Origin of the sequence: Pseudomonas sp. MIACH, assembly GCF_001269925.1 — a bacterium.
Taxonomy (GTDB): domain Bacteria; phylum Pseudomonadota; class Gammaproteobacteria; order Pseudomonadales; family Pseudomonadaceae; genus Aquipseudomonas.
In genome coordinates, this window is sequence record NZ_LHVO01000051.1 from 1 (window position 1) to 17398 (window position 17398).

General features: G+C 58.5%; 19 protein-coding genes, 1 tRNA gene and 2 rRNA genes. 20 read left to right on the forward strand and 2 right to left on the reverse strand.

Features of this window, described 5'->3' with window-relative positions; all coding sequences use genetic code 11:
* Positions 1-181, forward strand: a 23S ribosomal RNA gene (locus AD670_RS18435); the annotation flags it as partial.
* A 157-nt stretch (positions 182-338) separates the two neighbouring features.
* Positions 339-454: ribosomal RNA gene (gene rrf, locus AD670_RS18440) — 5S ribosomal RNA — on the forward strand.
* Between the two features lie 467 nt (positions 455-921).
* Here the strand turns inward: rrf and AD670_RS18445 are convergent.
* A tRNA-Leu gene (locus AD670_RS18445) sits at positions 922-1006 on the reverse strand.
* 108 nt (positions 1007-1114) lie between these two features.
* Here AD670_RS18445 and queA point away from each other — a divergent pair.
* The 6 genes from queA to AD670_RS18475 all read left to right on the forward strand — a co-directional run bounded on the left by queA (position 1115) and on the right by AD670_RS18475 (position 7192).
* A complete protein-coding gene (gene queA, locus AD670_RS18450) occupies positions 1115-2164 on the forward strand; it encodes a tRNA preQ1(34) S-adenosylmethionine ribosyltransferase-isomerase QueA (protein ID WP_053135477.1) in 1050 nt (349 codons plus the stop codon).
* Positions 2165-2169: 5 nt separating this feature from the next.
* Entirely contained in the window at positions 2170-3285 is a 1116-nt protein-coding gene (tgt, locus tag AD670_RS18455; protein ID WP_162303237.1) for a tRNA guanosine(34) transglycosylase Tgt, read from the forward strand.
* A gap of 43 nt (positions 3286-3328) precedes the next feature.
* A complete protein-coding gene (gene yajC / locus AD670_RS18460; RefSeq protein WP_053135483.1) occupies positions 3329-3667 on the forward strand; it encodes a preprotein translocase subunit YajC in 339 nt (112 codons plus the stop codon).
* 62 nt (positions 3668-3729) lie between these two features.
* A complete protein-coding gene (gene secD, locus AD670_RS18465; RefSeq protein ID WP_053135485.1) occupies positions 3730-5601 on the forward strand; it encodes a protein translocase subunit SecD in 1872 nt (623 codons plus the stop codon).
* Between the two features lie 9 nt (positions 5602-5610).
* Positions 5611-6525: a protein translocase subunit SecF gene (gene secF / locus AD670_RS18470; protein WP_053135488.1), complete on the forward strand. Its 915-nt coding sequence runs from the start codon at positions 5611-5613 to the stop codon at positions 6523-6525.
* Between the two features lie 124 nt (positions 6526-6649).
* A complete protein-coding gene (locus tag AD670_RS18475) occupies positions 6650-7192 on the forward strand; it encodes a glycine zipper 2TM domain-containing protein (protein WP_015885750.1) in 543 nt (180 codons plus the stop codon).
* Between the two features lie 143 nt (positions 7193-7335).
* Here AD670_RS18475 and suhB read toward each other — a convergent pair whose 3' ends face one another.
* Positions 7336-8151 carry an inositol-phosphate phosphatase gene (gene suhB, locus AD670_RS18480; protein ID WP_003175971.1) on the reverse strand — a complete coding sequence of 272 codons (816 nt, stop codon included), beginning with the start codon at positions 8149-8151 and terminating at the stop codon, positions 7336-7338.
* A gap of 145 nt (positions 8152-8296) precedes the next feature.
* Between suhB and trmJ the strand changes: the two genes are divergently transcribed.
* The 12 genes from trmJ (at position 8297) to rlmN (ending at position 17386) form a co-directional block, all read left to right on the forward strand.
* Positions 8297-9067, forward strand: a complete 771-nt coding sequence (trmJ, locus tag AD670_RS18485; protein ID WP_003210307.1) for a tRNA (cytosine(32)/uridine(32)-2'-O)-methyltransferase TrmJ — start codon at positions 8297-8299, stop codon at positions 9065-9067.
* 2 nt (positions 9068-9069) lie between these two features.
* Positions 9070-9852 carry a serine O-acetyltransferase gene (cysE, locus tag AD670_RS18490; RefSeq protein ID WP_053135491.1) on the forward strand — a complete coding sequence of 261 codons (783 nt, stop codon included), beginning with the start codon at positions 9070-9072 and terminating at the stop codon, positions 9850-9852.
* A 239-nt stretch (positions 9853-10091) separates the two neighbouring features.
* On the forward strand, positions 10092-10583 hold the full coding sequence (iscR, locus tag AD670_RS18495; RefSeq protein ID WP_003194020.1) for a Fe-S cluster assembly transcriptional regulator IscR: 492 nt from the start codon (positions 10092-10094) through the stop codon (positions 10581-10583).
* A 50-nt stretch (positions 10584-10633) separates the two neighbouring features.
* Positions 10634-11848 (forward strand): IscS subfamily cysteine desulfurase, encoded by a 1215-nt coding sequence (locus AD670_RS18500; RefSeq protein WP_017530022.1) that lies wholly within the window; start codon positions 10634-10636, stop codon positions 11846-11848.
* Between the two features lie 99 nt (positions 11849-11947).
* On the forward strand, positions 11948-12334 hold the full coding sequence (gene iscU / locus AD670_RS18505; RefSeq protein ID WP_010565229.1) for a Fe-S cluster assembly scaffold IscU: 387 nt from the start codon (positions 11948-11950) through the stop codon (positions 12332-12334).
* 28 nt (positions 12335-12362) lie between these two features.
* The gene (gene iscA, locus AD670_RS18510) at positions 12363-12686 is read left to right on the forward strand and encodes an iron-sulfur cluster assembly protein IscA (RefSeq protein ID WP_048722793.1); all 324 of its coding nucleotides are present in this window, start codon (positions 12363-12365) and stop codon (positions 12684-12686) included.
* A gap of 8 nt (positions 12687-12694) precedes the next feature.
* On the forward strand, positions 12695-13216 hold the full coding sequence (gene hscB, locus AD670_RS18515) for a co-chaperone HscB (RefSeq protein ID WP_027605413.1): 522 nt from the start codon (positions 12695-12697) through the stop codon (positions 13214-13216).
* 51 nt (positions 13217-13267) lie between these two features.
* A complete protein-coding gene (hscA, locus tag AD670_RS18520; RefSeq protein ID WP_053135495.1) occupies positions 13268-15130 on the forward strand; it encodes a Fe-S protein assembly chaperone HscA in 1863 nt (620 codons plus the stop codon).
* A 3-nt stretch (positions 15131-15133) separates the two neighbouring features.
* On the forward strand, positions 15134-15475 hold the full coding sequence (gene fdx, locus AD670_RS18525; protein WP_015885743.1) for an ISC system 2Fe-2S type ferredoxin: 342 nt from the start codon (positions 15134-15136) through the stop codon (positions 15473-15475).
* A gap of 14 nt (positions 15476-15489) precedes the next feature.
* Positions 15490-15690 (forward strand): Fe-S cluster assembly protein IscX, encoded by a 201-nt coding sequence (gene iscX, locus AD670_RS18530; protein ID WP_017846180.1) that lies wholly within the window; start codon positions 15490-15492, stop codon positions 15688-15690.
* A gap of 92 nt (positions 15691-15782) precedes the next feature.
* Positions 15783-16208 (forward strand): nucleoside-diphosphate kinase, encoded by a 426-nt coding sequence (ndk, locus tag AD670_RS18535; protein ID WP_017846179.1) that lies wholly within the window; start codon positions 15783-15785, stop codon positions 16206-16208.
* 29 nt (positions 16209-16237) lie between these two features.
* Positions 16238-17386 (forward strand): 23S rRNA (adenine(2503)-C(2))-methyltransferase RlmN, encoded by a 1149-nt coding sequence (gene rlmN, locus AD670_RS18540; RefSeq protein ID WP_053135498.1) that lies wholly within the window; start codon positions 16238-16240, stop codon positions 17384-17386.
* The last annotated feature ends 12 nt before the right edge of the window (positions 17387-17398 follow it).

A 17398-nucleotide genomic window follows, 5' to 3' on the forward strand; every position in this document is an offset into this window, starting at 1 on the left:
TATGTTCGGAATAGATAACCGCTGAAAGCATCTAAGCGGGAAACTAGCCTCAAGATGAGATCTCACTGGGACCTTGAGTCCCCTGAAGGGCCGTCGAAGACTACGACGTTGATAGGTTGGGTGTGTAAGCGCTGTGAGGCGTTGAGCTAACCAATACTAATTGCCCGTGAGGCTTGACCATATAACACCCAAGCAATTTGACTACTCGAAAGAGCATCAGATTGCGGTGTGTGAAGACGCAATGAACCGAAAGTTCGATGCTCACAAAACACCGACAGCTGTCACATACCCAATTTGCTGAAGCGAGGCCAACTGGCCACGACTCAGTACCCGAATTTCTTGACGACCATAGAGCATTGGAACCACCTGATCCCATCCCGAACTCAGCAGTGAAACGATGCATCGCCGATGGTAGTGTGGGGTTTCCCCATGTGAGAGTAGGTCATCGTCAAGATTAAATTCCGAAACCCCATTTGCGAAAGCAGATGGGGTTTTGTTTTGGGCGGTCGAAAAGTGCGCTAAAAATTTCTAGGGTGAGTTCTTGACTGTTCTCGGCGATAAAATTGCTGCGGTCGTCCCATTACTTCTCCCCTGGCAGGCATCGGATCTATCTAGAGTCAGCATCTATCAATGGACGTGCTAACACCCTCCTGAATCTTGATGGGCCCTTTGCGCGGATTAGGAAAAGCACTATTCCAGCTCGAAGTACGAGCTATGGTCCGTATGGGCTCATTGATAATGAGTAGAGGTGTTTTCAGCGTCCTTAGAGTGCCCCTGAGAGGCTTTGCTGGATTTTATGCTGGGTGGGGTGGGTGTCGCGTTATCTCGCCCTCTGAGCGCCATTAAAGCCTCAGGGCTTCAAGTTCTCACTTTTCTGCAGGCGAAAAAAAAGACCTTGAAATTCAAGGTCTTTCTTTAAGATGGTGCCCCGAGGGAGACTCGAACTCCCACTCCTTTCGAAAACGGATTTTGAATCCGCCGCGTCTACCAATTCCGCCATCAGGGCTCAATGGCGGCGAAGTATAGAGATGAGATTACCGTTGGTCAATCACGTTTCATGGTCTATTTTCACTATTTCCGCTAGACTTCCCGGCCCTGCTAGACGAACCCCATCATGCGCGTTGCTGACTTTACTTTTGAACTCCCTGATTCGCTGATCGCTCGCCACCCTTTGGCCGAGCGTCGCGCCAGTCGACTGCTGACCCTGGACGGGGTGAGCGGTGCCCTCGCACACCGTCAATTCACTGATTTGCTTGAGCATTTACGCCCGGGCGATCTGATGGTGTTCAACAATACCCGGGTGATTCCGGCGCGGCTGTTTGGCCAGAAAGCATCCGGCGGCAAGCTGGAAATTCTGGTGGAGCGCGTGCTGGACAGCCATCGAGTGCTGGCTCATGTACGCTCCAGCAAGTCACCGAAACCGGGTTCGAGCATCCTCATAGAAGGGGGGGGTGAAGCTGAGATGGTGGCGCGCCATGATGCGCTGTTCGAGCTCCGGTTTGCCGAAGAGGTTTTGCCGCTGTTGGAGCGCGTCGGCCATATGCCATTGCCTCCTTATATCGACCGTCCCGATGAAGACTCAGATCGCGAGCGCTATCAGACGGTGTATTCCCAGCGCCTCGGTGCGGTCGCCGCGCCGACTGCCGGGCTGCATTTTGACCAGCCGCTGCTGGATGCGATTGCTGCCAAGGGGGTCGAGACTGCCTATGTGACCCTGCACGTGGGGGCCGGTACGTTTCAGCCGGTGCGTGTGGAGAACATCGAAGATCACCATATGCACAGCGAATGGCTGGAAGTCAGCCAAGACGTTGTGGACGCTGTTGAGGCGTGCAAGGCGCGCGGCGGTCGGGTGATAGCGGTGGGTACCACCAGCGTGCGTTCGCTGGAGAGTGCGGCACGCCACGGCGTGCTCAAACCGTTCAGTGGCGACACCGATATCTTTATTTACCCAGGCCGGCCGTTCCATGTGGTCGATTGCCTGGTCACCAACTTTCATTTGCCGGAATCCACGCTGTTGATGCTGGTATCGGCCTTCGCGGGTTATCCCGAAACAATGGCAGCGTATAAAGCCGCCATCGACAATGGATACCGTTTTTTCAGCTACGGTGATGCGATGTTTATCACCCGCAATCCGGCGCCGCGCGGCCCAGAGGAAACCTTATGAGTCGTATGTCGTTTGAATTATTGGCCACCGACGGCAAGGCCCGTCGCGGCCGCCTGACTTTTCCGCGCGGCACCGTCGAGACTCCGGCATTCATGCCTGTGGGCACCTACGGCACCGTCAAGGGCATGCTGCCCCGTGACATCGTCGCCACCGGCGCCGAGATCATTCTCGGCAACACCTTTCACCTGTGGCTGCGCCCAGGCACGGAAGTGATCAAGAAGCATGGCGACCTGCATGACTTCATGAAGTGGCAAGGCCCGATCCTCACTGACTCGGGTGGTTTCCAGGTGTTCAGCCTGGGCGCCATGCGCAAGATCAAGGAAGAGGGCGTGACCTTCGCCTCGCCGGTGGACGGTTCCAAAGTGTTCATGGGCCCGGAAGAGTCGATGCAGGTGCAGCGCGACTTGGGCTCCGACATCGTGATGATTTTTGACGAGTGCACGCCGTATCCGGCTGATGAAGACGTCGCGCGCATCTCCATGGAGCTGTCGCTGCGTTGGGCCCAGCGTTCGAAAAACGCTCACGGCGACAACACCGCGGCGCTGTTTGGTATCGTCCAGGGCGGCATGCATGAAAGCCTGCGCAAACGCTCGCTGGAAGGCCTCGACAAGATCGGCTTTGACGGCCTCGCCATCGGCGGTTTGTCGGTAGGTGAGCCCAAGCACGAGATGATCAAGGTGCTGGATTACCTGCCGGGCCTGATGCCTGCTGAAAAACCTCGTTACCTTATGGGTGTTGGCAAACCCGAGGATCTCGTAGAGGGTGTGCGCCGCGGTGTGGACATGTTCGATTGCGTGATGCCAACCCGTAATGCCCGCAATGGGCATCTGTTCATTGATACAGGCGTGCTGAAGATCCGTAACGCGTTCCATCGCCATGATGATTCGCCGCTGGATCCGACCTGTGATTGCTACACCTGCCAGAACTTCTCCCGTGCTTATCTGCACCATCTGGACAAGTGTGGGGAAATGCTGGGTAGCATGTTGAATACCATCCACAATTTGCGTCACTACCAAGTCCTGATGGCTGGTTTGCGCGAGGCTATTCAACAGGGTACATTGGCCGCCTTCGTCGATGCCTTCTATGCCAAGCGCGGCCTCCCTGTGCCGCCCTTGGACTGAGTTTTCCGACCCTAAGATTCACTATTTGCAACTGGAGTGCTAAATGAGCTTTTTTATCTCTAACGCCATGGCTGACGCCGCTGCGCCTGCTGCTGCCGGCCCTATGGGCGGTGGTTTCGAGTGGATTTTCCTGGTCGGCTTCCTGGTCATCTTCTACCTGATGATCTGGCGTCCACAGGCCAAGCGTGCCAAAGAGCAGAAGAACCTGCTGGGCAGCCTGCAGAAAGGTGACGAAGTTGTGACCACCGGCGGTATCGCCGGCAAGATCACCAAGGTTTCCGACGCTTTCGTGATTCTGGAAGTCTCCGACACCGTAGAAATGAAGTTCCAGAAGGGCGCCATCGCCGCCACGCTGCCAAAAGGCACGCTCAAAGCGATCTAAGTTCCAACCTTTACCAATCGACGGGGCGCGCAAGGCGCCCCGCGTTATAAGCGGGCGGCGTGATGCTGAACAAATACCCTCTGTGGAAATACGTACTGATCCTGGCGGTGCTGGCGATCGGTTTTATTTATTCCGCTCCCAATCTTTACCCTGATGACCCGGCGATCCAGATCACTGGCGCCAGCACTTCGCTGCAGGTCAACCAGGCTGATCTGGAACGCGCGAGCAAGGCACTGACCGACGCGGGTATCCAGGTTAAAGCGGCAACATTGGCAGCTGGTGCGAAGGGCGGCTTGTTGCGCCTGACCAAGCAAGAAGACCAATTGCCGGCAAAAGATGTCGTACGCAAGGCCATGGGTGACGACTACGTCGTTGCGCTGAACCTGGCACAGACCACGCCACAGTGGTTGCGCAGCATTGGCGCGCACCCGATGAAGCTGGGTCTGGACTTGTCCGGTGGTGTGCACTTCCTGCTGGAAGTCGACATGGACAAAGCCCTCGACGCACGCCTGAAAGTCTATGAAGGCGACGTGAAGAGCCTGCTGCGTAAAGAGAAGCTACGTTATCGCAGCCTGCCGCAGCTCAACGGTGCCATCCAGCTGGGCTTCTCTGATGAAGCCTCGCGCGAACAGGCCCGTGCGCTGATCCGCAAGAACTTCAACGATTTCGACATCGTACCGGCCGACCTGAATGGTCAGGCTGTACTGCGTCTGGCGATGAGCCCGGCCAAAATCGCAGAAATTCGCGAATACTCCATCAAGCAGAACTTGACCACGGTACGTAACCGCGTCAACGAGCTGGGTGTGGCCGAGCCGATCGTTCAGCGCCAAGGTGCCAACCGCATCGTAGTTGAGCTGCCGGGCGTGCAGGACACCGCTGAAGCCAAGCGTATCCTGGGTAAAACCGCCAACCTGGAGTTCCGTCTCGCGGCTGAGCCGGGTGCTTCCCGTGCTACTTCCGAAGAGTTCGAGTTCCGTGAAGGCAATCGTCCTCCAGCGCTGATCGAGCGTGGCTTGATCATCACTGGTGACCAGGTAACTGACGCCAAGGCTGGTTTCGACTCGCAGCACGGTAGTCCTGAAGTGAACATCCGCCTGGATGGTCATGGTGGCGAACTGATGAGCCGCGCCACGCGCAGCAACGTAGGTCGCAGCATGGCGGTGATCTTCATCGAGCAGCGCCCGGTGACCACTTACACCAAGCAAATGGTCAACGGCGTCGAGAAAGACGTTCCGGTGCAAACCTTCAAGGAAGAGAAGAGGATCATCAGCCTGGCGACCATCCAGTCGCCGCTGGGTGCTCAATTCCGCATCACCGGCCTGAACGGCCAGGGCGAATCCTCGGAGCTGGCCCTGTTGCTGCGTGCCGGTGGCCTGGCTGCACCGATGTACTTCGCTGAAGAACGTACCATCGGCCCGAGCCTGGGTGCCGACAACATCACCAAGGGTATCGACGCGGCCTTGTGGGGCATGCTGTTCGTCTCGCTGTTCATCATCGCCATCTACCGCTTCTTCGGCATCATTGCCACAGTGGCCCTGGCGGGCAACATGGTGATGCTGCTGGCCCTGATGTCGCTGCTGGGCGCTACGCTGACCCTGCCAGGTATCGCCGGTATCGTTCTCACCATGGGTATGGCGGTGGACGCCAACGTGCTGATCTTCTCGCGGATTCGTGAAGAGATCGCCGCGGGCATGACCGTACAGCGTGCAATCAACGAAGGCTTCGGCCGGGCATTTACCGCGATCCTCGACTCCAACCTGACCACATTGCTGGTCGGCGGGATTCTCTTTGCCATGGGCACCGGCCCGGTCAAGGGTTTTGCGGTAACCATGTCCCTCGGTATCTTTACCTCGATGTTCACGGCCATCATGGTGACCCGCGCAATGGTCAACCTGATCTTTGGCGGGCGTGACTTCAAGAAGTTGTGGATTTAAGGGGCTGCCATGTTACGTACAATCAACTTCATGGGCGTTCGCAACATTGCGTTCGGCGTCACCGTGCTCCTTACCGTTCTGGCGTTGTTCAGCTGGTTCCATAAGGGCCTGAACTACGGTCTGGACTTCACCGGCGGTACGCTCATCGAGCTGACCTACGAGAAGCCGGCCGACGTCACCCTGGTGCGCAGCGAGCTGGTCAAGGCCGGCTATCACGAAGCCGTCGTACAGAGCTTTGGCGCGACCACTGACCTGCTGGTGCGTATGCCTGGCGAAGACCCGCAGCTGGGTCATCAGGTAGCCGAAGCCTTGCAGAAGGTCGGTGGCGACAACCCTGCGTCGGTCAAGCGCGTCGAGTTCGTGGGCCCGCAAGTGGGTGAAGAGCTGCGCGACCAAGGCGGCCTCGGCATGCTGATGGCGCTGGTCGGCATCATGATCTACCTGGCATTCCGCTTTCAGTGGAAGTTCGGTGTCGGCGCCATTGTGTCGCTGATCCACGACGTGATCGTGACCGTGGGTATCCTGGCGTACTTCCAGATCACCTTCGACCTGACCGTACTGGCGGCCGTGCTGGCGATCATTGGTTACTCCCTCAACGACACCATCGTGGTATTCGACCGGGTTCGTGAGAACTTCCGCGTACTGCGCAAGGCGTCGCTGATCGAGAACATCAACATCTCGACCACCCAGACCCTGCTGCGGACCATGGCGACGTCGATCTCCACTTTGCTGGCGATCGCGGCGCTGATGATCTTCGGTGGTGACAACCTGTGGGGCTTCTCCCTGGCACTGTTCATAGGCGTTCTGGCGGGTACCTACTCGTCGATCTACATCGCCAACGTGGTGCTGATCTGGCTGAACCTCAACAGCGAAGACCTGATCCCTCCTGCCGCCACGGGCAAGGAGGTCGACGACCGTCCTTGATGGGCGCTTGTTGATCTGCTGTTACAAAATAGGCACGAGTATTGAACTCGTGCCTTTTTTTTTGCTCCAAGGCTGGGTATAGCGCGGATCTTTCGGTCCGTTTGTGATGGTCAGGAGGTTCAACGTGAACAAGTCGTTACTGGTTGGTGCGGTATTGGGTGCTGTCGGTGTGACTGCCGGGGGTGCTGTTGCCACCTACAGCCTGGTAAAAAGCGGCCCTGAGTATGCGCAAGTGCTGGCGGTGCAGCCGGTGAAAACCCAGATTAAAACGCCTCGCGAGGTCTGCAAGGACGTCGCGGTGACCCGGCAGAAGCCGGTGCAGGATCAACATCAGATCGTCGGTACAGTGGTTGGTGCGCTGGCCGGTGGCCTGTTGGGTAACCAGGTCGGTGGCGGTAACGGCAAGAAGCTGGCCACCGTAGCCGGTGCGGTCGGTGGTGGTTACGCTGGTAACAAGGTTCAGGAAGGCATGCAGAACCGCGATACCTACACCACTACCCAGACTCGCTGTAACACCGTCAACGACATCAGCGACAAAGTAGTCGGTTACGACGTGCGTTACACCCTGGACGGCAAGGAAGGTTCGGTGCGTATGGATCGTGATCCAGGTGGTCAGATCCCGGTCGACAAGGAAGGGCGTCTCGTCCTGGGTCAGAACCAGCAGTAATCCCAAAGCCTGGTTCAGTTCAAAGTGTGGGAGGGGCACGCCCCCTCCCACATTTGATTTGTGGTGCTGCTGGTATTTAAGCCCGCACCAAATCACAGGCATAAAAAAAGCACCCCGTAGGGTGCTTTTTTGTGCTCGCTCGCTTAGCGCTTCAGCGAAGCCGGCAGGTGCGGCTGGATCGCCGTCAGTACTGCCTTGAAGCATTTGGTGTTGCCGGCAACCACGTGGCCTTTTTCCAGGAAGTCATGACCGCCGGTGAAGTCGCTCACCAGGCCGCCGGCCTCTTGGATCAGCAGGGCGCCTGCAGCCATGTCCCACTCGGACAGGCCCGACTCCCAGAACGCATCAAAACGACCGGCCGCCACGTAAGCCAGGTCCAGGCTTGCCGCGCCAGCGCGACGGATGCCGGCGGTCTGGCCAACCAGGGCGCGGAACATGCCCAGGTAGTTTTCCAGGTTGTCCATCTGGTCGTCACGGAACGGGAACCCGGTACCCAGCAGGGCGCCGTCCAGGCTGGTGCGACCGCTGACGCGCAGGCGACGACCGTTCAGTTGGGCGCCACGGCCACGGCTGGCGGTGAATTCTTCCTGGCGAACCGGGTCAAGCACGACAGCGTGTTCCAGGCGGCCACGGTATTTGCAGGCAATGCTCACGGCAAAGTGCGGGATGCCGCGCAGGAAGTTGGTGGTGCCATCCAGTGGGTCGATGATCCACAGGTAGTCTTCGCCTTCGCCGCTGCCTTTGTGCAGGCCGGTTTCTTCGCCGAGGATGCCGTGGGTAGGGTAGGCCTTGCGCAGCGCGTCGATGATTTTCTGTTCGGCGGCGCGGTCCACCTCGGATACGTAATCCTTGGCGTCTTTTTCGTCGACCTTGATGGTATCCAGGCGCTCGATGGAGCGGAAGATCAATTCACTGGCGCTGCGGGCGGCGCGCAGCGCGATATTCAGCATGGGCTGCATGGATGTGTCACCTAAGGTTGTTAAAGAAAGCCGAGCATTCTAGCAGAAACTTTCTTCAGGTGAAGGACGACGTTAGCTTTCATGGCATAACCTTAGGCTGTTCTGTAAGATTTGCTCCCCTTTCCCGTGTCCGAGAGCGCCTCCCTTGCTGCAAAACATTCGTGTCGTCTTGGTCAATACCAGTCATCCCGGCAATATCGGTGGGGTGGCGCGAGCCATGAAAAACATGGGGTTGACGCGTCTGGTGCTGGTCGAACCGCGCGTGTTCCCGCACCACGAGGCCGATGCCCGCGCATCCGGCGCCAATGACATCCTGGAAAAAGCCCAGGTCGTCGCCACCCTCGAAGACGCCTTGGTCGGCTGCAATCTCGTGCTCGGCACCAGCGCCCGTGATCGCCGTATTCCCTGGCCGCTGCTGGACCCACGCGAGTGCGGGACCAAAGTGGTGGAGGAGGCGGCCGGTGGAGCTGAAATCGCCCTGGTGTTTGGCCGTGAAGACTCCGGCCTGACCAACGAAGAGCTGCAGCGATGTCATTACCACGTGCACATTCCATCAGACCCCGAGTTCAGCTCGCTGAACCTCGGGGCTGCGGTGCAGGTGTTAAGTTACGAAGTGCGCATGGCCTGGCTGGCCGCAGAAGGGCAGCCGAGCAAGGTTGAAAAGGATGAAGTGGCATCGACCAAAAGTGGCGAGCTGGCCACCATGGACGAGCTGGAGCGATTCTATGAACACCTGGAGCAAACCCTGGTGGCCATCGAATTCCTTGATCCGGAAAAGCCACGCCACTTAATGGCGCGCTTGCGCCGCCTGTACGGGCGCAGCTCGGTCAGCCGAGCGGAAATGAATATATTGCGTGGCATCCTCACGGAAACCCAGAAAGCGGCCCGTGGTGAGCTTCTTAAGCGGAAGGATTAAAAATGTTCGAGCGTTTGCGAGAAGATATCCAAAGTGTTTTCCACCGTGACCCGGCGGCGCGCAACGCCTTTGAAGTGCTGACCTGCTATCCGGGCATGCATGCGATCTGGATCCATCGCCTGTCTGGTGCCTTGTGGAATATGGGCTGGAAATGGCTGGCGCGGCTGGTGTCGAACTTCGGTCGCTGGTTGACCGGGATCGAGATCCACCCGGGTGCCAAGGTGGGGCGTCGCTTCTTTATCGATCACGGTATGGGCATCGTCATTGGTGAGACTGCCGAGATCGGTGATGACGTGACCCTGTACCAGGGCGTGACGTTGGGCGGCACCAGTTGGAACAAGGGTAAGCGCCATCCGACGCTGGAGAATGGCGTGGTGGTGGGTGCGGGCGCCAAGGTGCTGGGTCCGTTCACTGTCGGCGCGGGTGCCAAGGTTGGCTCCAATGCCGTCGTGACCAAGGCTGTGCCGCCTGGCGCAACCGTGGTGGGTATCCCTGGACGAATCATCGTCAAGCCGGAAGTCGGCGAAGAGCAGGAAGCCAAGCGCAAGGCCATGGCCGAGAAAATCGGTTTCGACGCCTACGGTGTCAGCGAAGACATGCCTGATCCGGTGGCGCGCGCCATCGGTCAGTTGCTTGACCACCTGCAAGCGGTGGACGGCAAGCTGGACGGTATGTGTGGTGCGCTGAAAGAGCTGGGCAGCAGCTACTGTGCGAAAGATCTGCCCGAGTTGCGCGAAGAAGACTTCGCGCAGATCAAGGACGAAGTTGCAACCAAGGCCGGCTGAAGTCTGATCATCACCACAAAACCCCTGTGGGAGGGGGCTTGTCCCTCCCACTTTTGATCTCCATTGGTCTCGGGATTCCTGCTTGGCCCTGTTCCCGCTGTTCGTCGCGACCCCATCCTGCTATGATTCGCGCGCCCTTTTTACGGGTAATCCTGACTAAAGTACTAGGTCTTATAGTTGACTTAAATACTCGGGAATCGCATACTTGCTCCCATTCTGAAACACCTTGGTACTTGTCCATGAGACTGACTACAAAAGGCCGATACGCGGTGACTGCCATGCTTGACCTGGCCTTGCACGCGCAAACTGGGCCGGTGTCCCTGGCCGATATCTCCGAGCGCCAAGGCATTTCCCTGTCCTACCTTGAGCAGCTGTTCGCCAAATTGCGCCGTAGCAATCTGGTCTCCAGCGTGCGTGGGCCGGGCGGTGGCTATCAACTGTCCCGCGACATGCAGGGCATTCAGGTAGCCCAGGTGATCGACGCGGTCAACGAATCCGTCGATGCGACCAAATGCCAGGGCCTGGGTGACTGCCACGCCGGCGACACCTGCCTGACACACCACTTGTGGTGTGACCTGAGCCTGCAGATCCATGAGTTTTTGAGTGGTATCAGCTTGGCTGATCTTGTGACTCGCCGTGAGGTGCAAGAAGTAGCCCAGCGTCAGGACCAGCGCCGTTGCAATACCAAGGCGCCGCGTCTGGACAAGATCGAAGCGTCCGCCGTCGAGTGACAGCCGCAGAGCTAACGGCACGCCAGCCAGCCTGATTTAGGAGAAAGTCCATGAAATTGCCGATTTACCTTGATTACTCAGCGACCACCCCGGTTGATCCGCGTGTCGCGCAAAAGATGAGCGAATGCCTGCTGGTCGACGGAAACTTCGGCAACCCGGCCTCCCGTTCCCACGTTTTCGGCTGGAAAGCCGAGGAAGCGGTCGAGAACGCTCGTCGCCAGGTTGCTGACCTGGTCGGTGCAGACCCGCGTGAAATCGTCTGGACCTCCGGTGCCACCGAATCCGACAACCTGGCTATCAAGGGCGCGGCGCATTTCTACGCGACCAAAGGCAAGCACCTGATCACCACCAAGATTGAGCACAAGGCTGTCCTCGACACCATGCGCCAACTGGAGCGTGAAGGTTTCGAGGTCACTTACCTCGAGCCAACCACCGACGGTATCGTCACCCCGGCCATGATCGAAGCCGCGCTGCGTGAAGACACCATCCTGGTTTCCGTGATCCACGTGAACAACGAAATCGGCACCATCAACGACATCGCGGCCATCGGCGAGCTGACTCGCTCCAAGGGCATTCTGCTGCACGTCGACGCTGCTCAGTCCACCGGCAAGGTCGACATCGACCTGTCCAAGCTGAAAGTCGACCTGATGTCGTTCTCGGCCCACAAGACCTATGGTCCTAAAGGTATCGGCGCGCTGTACGTGAGCCGTAAGCCACGCGTGCGCATCGAAGCCACCATGCACGGCGGCGGTCACGAACGCGGCATGCGTTCGGGCACCCTGGCGACCCATCAGATCGTCGGCATGGGCGAAGCTTTCCGTGTAGCCAAGGAAGACATGGCTGCCGAAAACGTACGTATCAAGGCCCTGAGCGATCGCTTCTACAAGCAGGTCGAGAACCTTGAAGAGCTGTACATCAACGGCAGCATGACTGCTCGTGTACCGCACAACCTGAATTTGAGCTTCAACTACGTCGAAGGCGAGTCGCTGATCATGGCGCTCAAGGACCTGGCGGTTTCGTCCGGTTCGGCCTGCACCTCGGCGTCCCTTGAGCCTTCGTACGTACTGCGCGCCCTGGGCCGCAACGACGAACTGGCACACAGCTCGATCCGCTTTACGTTCGGCCGTTTCACCACCGAAGAGCAAGTCGACTACGCCGCGCAGAAAGTCTGCGAAGCCGTCAACAAGCTGCGCGTTCTGTCGCCGCTGTGGGACATGTACAAAGACGGTGTCGATATTTCCAAGATCGAGTGGGCGGCACACTAACTATAGAAGCCGCCACCCAAGCTCTGTAGGAACGTGGCGGAAAACGCAGGCGTTTTTACAGGGTTCCAGAGCGGCCCTGATGAGTGAGGATTCAGTACCATGGCTTACAGCGAAAAGGTCATCGACCACTACGAAAACCCGCGCAACGTCGGCAAGATGGACGCGGAAGACCCTGATGTCGGCACCGGCATGGTTGGCGCTCCGGCGTGCGGCGATGTGATGCGCCTGCAGATCAAGGTCAACGAAGCTGGCGTTATCGAAGACGCCAAGTTCAAGACTTACGGCTGCGGTTCGGCCATCGCCTCCAGCTCCCTGGCGACCGAATGGATGAAAGGCAAGACCCTGGATGAGGCTGTGACTATCAGCAACACCCAGCTGGCCGAAGAGCTGGCCCTGCCGCCAGTGAAAATTCACTGCTCCGTACTCGCTGAAGACGCCATCAAGGCGGCCGTTCGCGACTACAAGCAGAAGAAAGGCTTGATCTAAGCATTTGGCGACGAGTAAGGAGTCAACGATGGCTATCAGCATGACAGAAGCGGCTGCGCGGCACGTGCGACGCTCCCTGGATGGGCGCGGTAAAGGTGAGGGGATTCGTCTGGGTGTGCGCACCACGGGCTGTTCCGGCCTTGCCTATGTGCTGGAGTTCGTCGACGAGGTGGTTGAGGAAGACCAGGTGTTCGAAAGTCACGGCGAGAAAGTGATCATCGACCCTAAAAGCCTGACCTACCTGGACGGCACCGAGCTCGATTTCGTCAAGGAAGGGTTGAACGAAGGCTTCAAGTTCAACAACCCCAACGTACGCGGTGAGTGTGGCTGCGGCGAAAGCTTCAACATCTGAGGCTATTCGTGGGTACTCCTTGTCATTTCGCTTTATTCGAGCTGCAGCCGAGTTTTCGGCTGGACCTCGAGCAGCTTGCCACGCGCTACCGAGAATTGGCGCGTGGGGTGCATCCGGACCGCTTCGCTGACGCTTCCGAGCGTGAGCAACGCCTGGCGCTGGAGCAATCGGCCAGCCTCAACGAAGCCTATCAGACCCTTAAAAGTCCTCCGAAGCGCGCGCGTTACCTGCTCGCGATGAACGGTGGTGAGCTGCCGCTGGAAGTCACGGTGCACGACCCCGACTTCCTGATGCAGCAGATGCAGTGGCGCGAAGAGCTCGAAGACCTGCAGGACGAAGCCGATGTGGCAGGTGTCGCGGTGTTCAAGCGTCGTCTGAAAGTTGCCCAGGATGAGCTCAACGAAAGCTTCGCAGCTTGTTGGGACGATGCAGCGCAGCGTGAACAGGCCGAGCGCCTGATGCGGCGCATGCAGTTCCTCGACAAGCTCACCTACGAAGTGCGCCAGCTAGAAGAGCGCCTCGACGATTAACCCAGTGCTGCCCGTGATGCACGCCTGATAGACAGATAAGACCTGATTACCATGGCTCTACTGCAAATCGCCGAACCCGGCCAAAGCCCTCAACCGCACCAGCGTCGTCTGGCGGTGGGGATTGACCTGGGCACCACCAATTCCCTGGTTGCTGCCTTGCGCAGCGGCCTGTCCGAGCCGCTGCCCGACGCTGATGGCCAGGTGATCCTGCCGTCCGCCGTGCGCTATCACGCTGACCGCACCGAAGTCGGTGAGTCGGCCAAGTTGGCGGCGTCTACCGATCCTTTGAACACCGTGCTGTCGGTCAAGCGCTTGATGGGTCGTGGTCTGTCCGACGTCAAGCAATTGGGCGACCAGCTGCCGTACCGCTTTGTGGGCGGCGAATCCCATATGCCGTTCATCGACACGGTCCAGGGGCCGAAAAGCCCGGTGGAAGTGTCGGCGGATATCCTCAAGGTGCTGCGCCAGCGCGCGGAAACCACCTTGGGTGGCGAACTGGTCGGTGCGGTGATCACCGTCCCGGCTTATTTCGATGATGCGCAACGCCAAGCCACCAAGGACGCGGCGAAGCTCGCCGGCCTGAACGTGCTGCGCCTGCTCAACGAGCCGACCGCGGCCGCCGTGGCTTATGGCCTGGACCAACACGCGGAAGGCCTCGTCGCCATCTACGACTTGGGCGGCGGAACCTTTGATATTTCGATCCTGCGCCTGACCGGCGGTGTGTTCGAAGTACTGGCTACCGGTGGCGATACGGCACTGGGCGGCGATGACTTCGACCACGCCATCGCGGGTTGGATCATCAGCAGCGCCGGCTTGTCGGCTGATCTGGATCCGGGCGAGCAGCGTAACTTGCTGCAAGCTGCCTGTGCCGCTAAAGAGGCGATGACTGACGCTGCTTCTGTTGAAGTTTCCTACGGCAGTTGGTGCGCCCAGCTGACTCGTGAAGCCTTCGATTCGTTGATCGAGCCGATGGTTGCCCGCAGCCTGAAAGCCTGCCGTCGCGCCGTGCGTGATTCCGGTATCGAGCTGGAGGATGTCGGTGCCGTGGTCATGGTCGGTGGTTCCACCCGCGTTCCGCGCGTTCGCGAAGCCGTTGCCGAAGCCTTTGGCCGTCAGCCGCTGACAGAAATCGACCCGGACCAAGTGGTTGCCATCGGCGCTGCCATCCAGGCCGATACCCTGGCCGGCAACAAGCGCGATGGCGGCGAGCTGCTGCTGCTCGACGTGATCCCGCTGTCCCTGGGGCTGGAAACCATGGGCGGGCTGATGGAGAAGGTGATTCCACGTAACACCACCATCCCCGTTGCCCGCGCCCAAGATTTCACCACCTACAAAGATGGCCAGACGGCCATGATGATTCATGTGCTGCAAGGTGAGCGCGAGCTGATCAGCGACTGCCGTTCCCTGGCGCGCTTTGAATTGCGCGGTATCCCGGCCATGGTCGCGGGTGCGGCTAAGATTCGCGTGACCTTCCAGGTCGACGCCGACGGCCTGCTCAGTGTCGCCGCGCGTGAATTGGGTTCGGGCGTGGAAGCGAGCATCCAGGTCAAGCCGTCCTACGGTCTGACTGACGGCGAAATTGCCAAGATGCTCAAGGACTCGTTCCAATACGCCGGTGACGACAAGGTCGCGCGCGTGCTGCGTGAGCAGCAAGTGGATGCCCAGCGCCTGCTCGAAGCGGTGCAGGGCGCCCTTGACGCCGACGGCGAGCGTCTGCTGGATGCCGAAGAGCGCATGGTTATCGACCTGCAGATGCAGGAGCTGGCCGAACTGATGAAAGGCAACGATGGTTATGCCATCGAGCAACAGACCAAGCGCTTGTCGCAGGTCACTGACGCCTTTGCCGCCCGCCGCATGGATCAGACGGTGAAAGCCGCACTGGCCGGGCGCAACCTGAATGAAATCGAGGAATAATTAATGCCGCAGGTCATTTTTCTGCCACACGCCGAGCATTGCCCGGACGGTATGGTTGTTGAGGCTGAGACCGGCAAGTCCATCCTCGAAGTTGCCCATGACAACCACATCGAGATCGAAAGTGCCTGTGGTGGTGTGTGCGCCTGCACCACCTGCCATTGTGTAATTCGCGAGGGCTTCAATAGCCTGGAAGAAGCCGATGAGCTGGAAGAGGACTTTCTTGACCGGGCCTGGGGCCTGGAAGCCACTTCTCGCCTAAGCTGTCAGGCAAAGGTCGGGACTGAAGACATCACCGTCGAAATTCCGAAATATTCGCTCAACCATGCTGCCGAAGCGCCGCACTGATTCAAGGAAGTGTCATGAGTCTTAAATGGGTTGATGTGCAAGAGATCGCTATCCTGTTGGCCGACGGCAACCCGGATATGGATCCCTATTCCCTGAATTTTGTTGCTTTGCGTGACATGGTCATGGCCTTGCCAGGCTTTGATGATGAGCGCGATCGCGGTGGCGAAAAGGTTCTGGAAGCTATCCAGACTGCCTGGAAAGAAGAACAGGACTGACGCCGCCCTTACGCAGGTTAGGCAATACCCAAGAACCCGCGTATAATTCGCGGGTTTAATTTTTCGTAAATTACCGTTTCTGGAGTTACACCATGGCTGTTCAACGTACTTTCTCCATCATCAAGCCTGACGCTGTTGCAAAAAACGTCATCGGCGAGATCACCACTCGTTTCGAAAAAGCCGGCCTGAAGGTTGTAGCTTCGAAACTCAAGCAACTGTCCAAGGCTGAAGCTGAAGGCTTCTACGCTGAGCACAGCGCTCGTGGCTTCTTCGGCGACCTGGTTGCCTTCATGATCTCCGGTCCTGTTGTTGTTCAGGTTCTGGAAGGCGAAAACGCTATCGCTCTGAACCGTGAGCTGATGGGCGCTACCAACCCTAAAGAAGCAGCTGCCGGCACCATCCGTGCTGATTTCGCTGACTCCATCGACGCCAACGCTGTACACGGTTCGGACTCCGAAGCCGCTGCTGCTCGCGAAATCTCGTACTTCTTCGCAGCTACTGAAGTAACCACTCGCTAAGCATCGGCTTAAAGAGTGAGGGTGAATCCATGACGACATCGACTGTAAAAACCAACCTGCTGGGTCTGACTCAACAGGAAATGGAAAAATTCTTCGACTCAATCGGGGAGAAGCGTTTCCGTGCCGGTCAGGTAATGAAATGGATTCACCACTTTGGCGTCGATGATTTCGACGCCATGACGAACGTCAGCAAGGCCCTGCGCGACAAGCTCAAGGCCATTGCTGAAGTGCGTGGCCCCGAAGTGGTCAGCGAGGACATCTCCAGCGACGGCACCCGTAAATGGGTGGTGCGCGTGGCGTCCGGCAGCTGCGTCGAGACCGTGTACATTCCCCAGGGCAAGCGCGGCACCTTGTGCGTTTCGTCCCAGGCAGGCTGTGCCCTGGATTGCAGTTTCTGCTCCACCGGCAAGCAAGGCTTCAATAGCAACCTCACCGCCGCCGAAGTGATCGGTCAGGTGTGGATTGCCAACAAATCCTTTGGCAGCGTCCCGGCGACCGTCGACCGTGCCATCACCAACGTGGTGATGATGGGCATGGGTGAGCCGCTGCTGAACTTCGACAACGTGATTGCGGCCATGCACCTGATGATGGACGACCTGGGCTACGGCATCTCCAAGCGCCGTGTGACCCTGTCGACCTCCGGCGTGGTACCGATGATCGATGAGCTGGCCAAGCACATCGACGTCTCCCTGGCGTTGTCGCTGCACGCACCCAATGACGCATTGCGTAACCAATTGGTGCCGATCAACAAGAAGTATCCGCTTAAGATGCTGCTCGAGTCCTGTCAGCGTTACATGGCGACCTTGGGCGAGAAACGCGTGCTGACCATTGAGTACACCATGCTCAAGGACATCAACGACAAGGTCGAACACGCGGTCGAGATGATCGAGTTGCTCAAGAACACCCCGTGCAAGATCAACCTGATTCCGTTCAACCCGTTTCCACATTCTGGCTACGAGCGTCCGAGCAACAACGCCATCCGCCGTTTCCAGGATCAACTGCACCAGGCCGGCTACAACGTCACCGTGCGCACCACCCGTGGTGAAGACATCGACGCTGCCTGTGGCCAATTGGTAGGACAGGTGCTGGATCGCACCCGTCGCAGCGAACGTTATATTGCGGTGCGCGAACTGAGCGCTGCCGACGATATGCCGCAAAGCGCTGTGAATCGAACCTGAGAGAGGATCTCT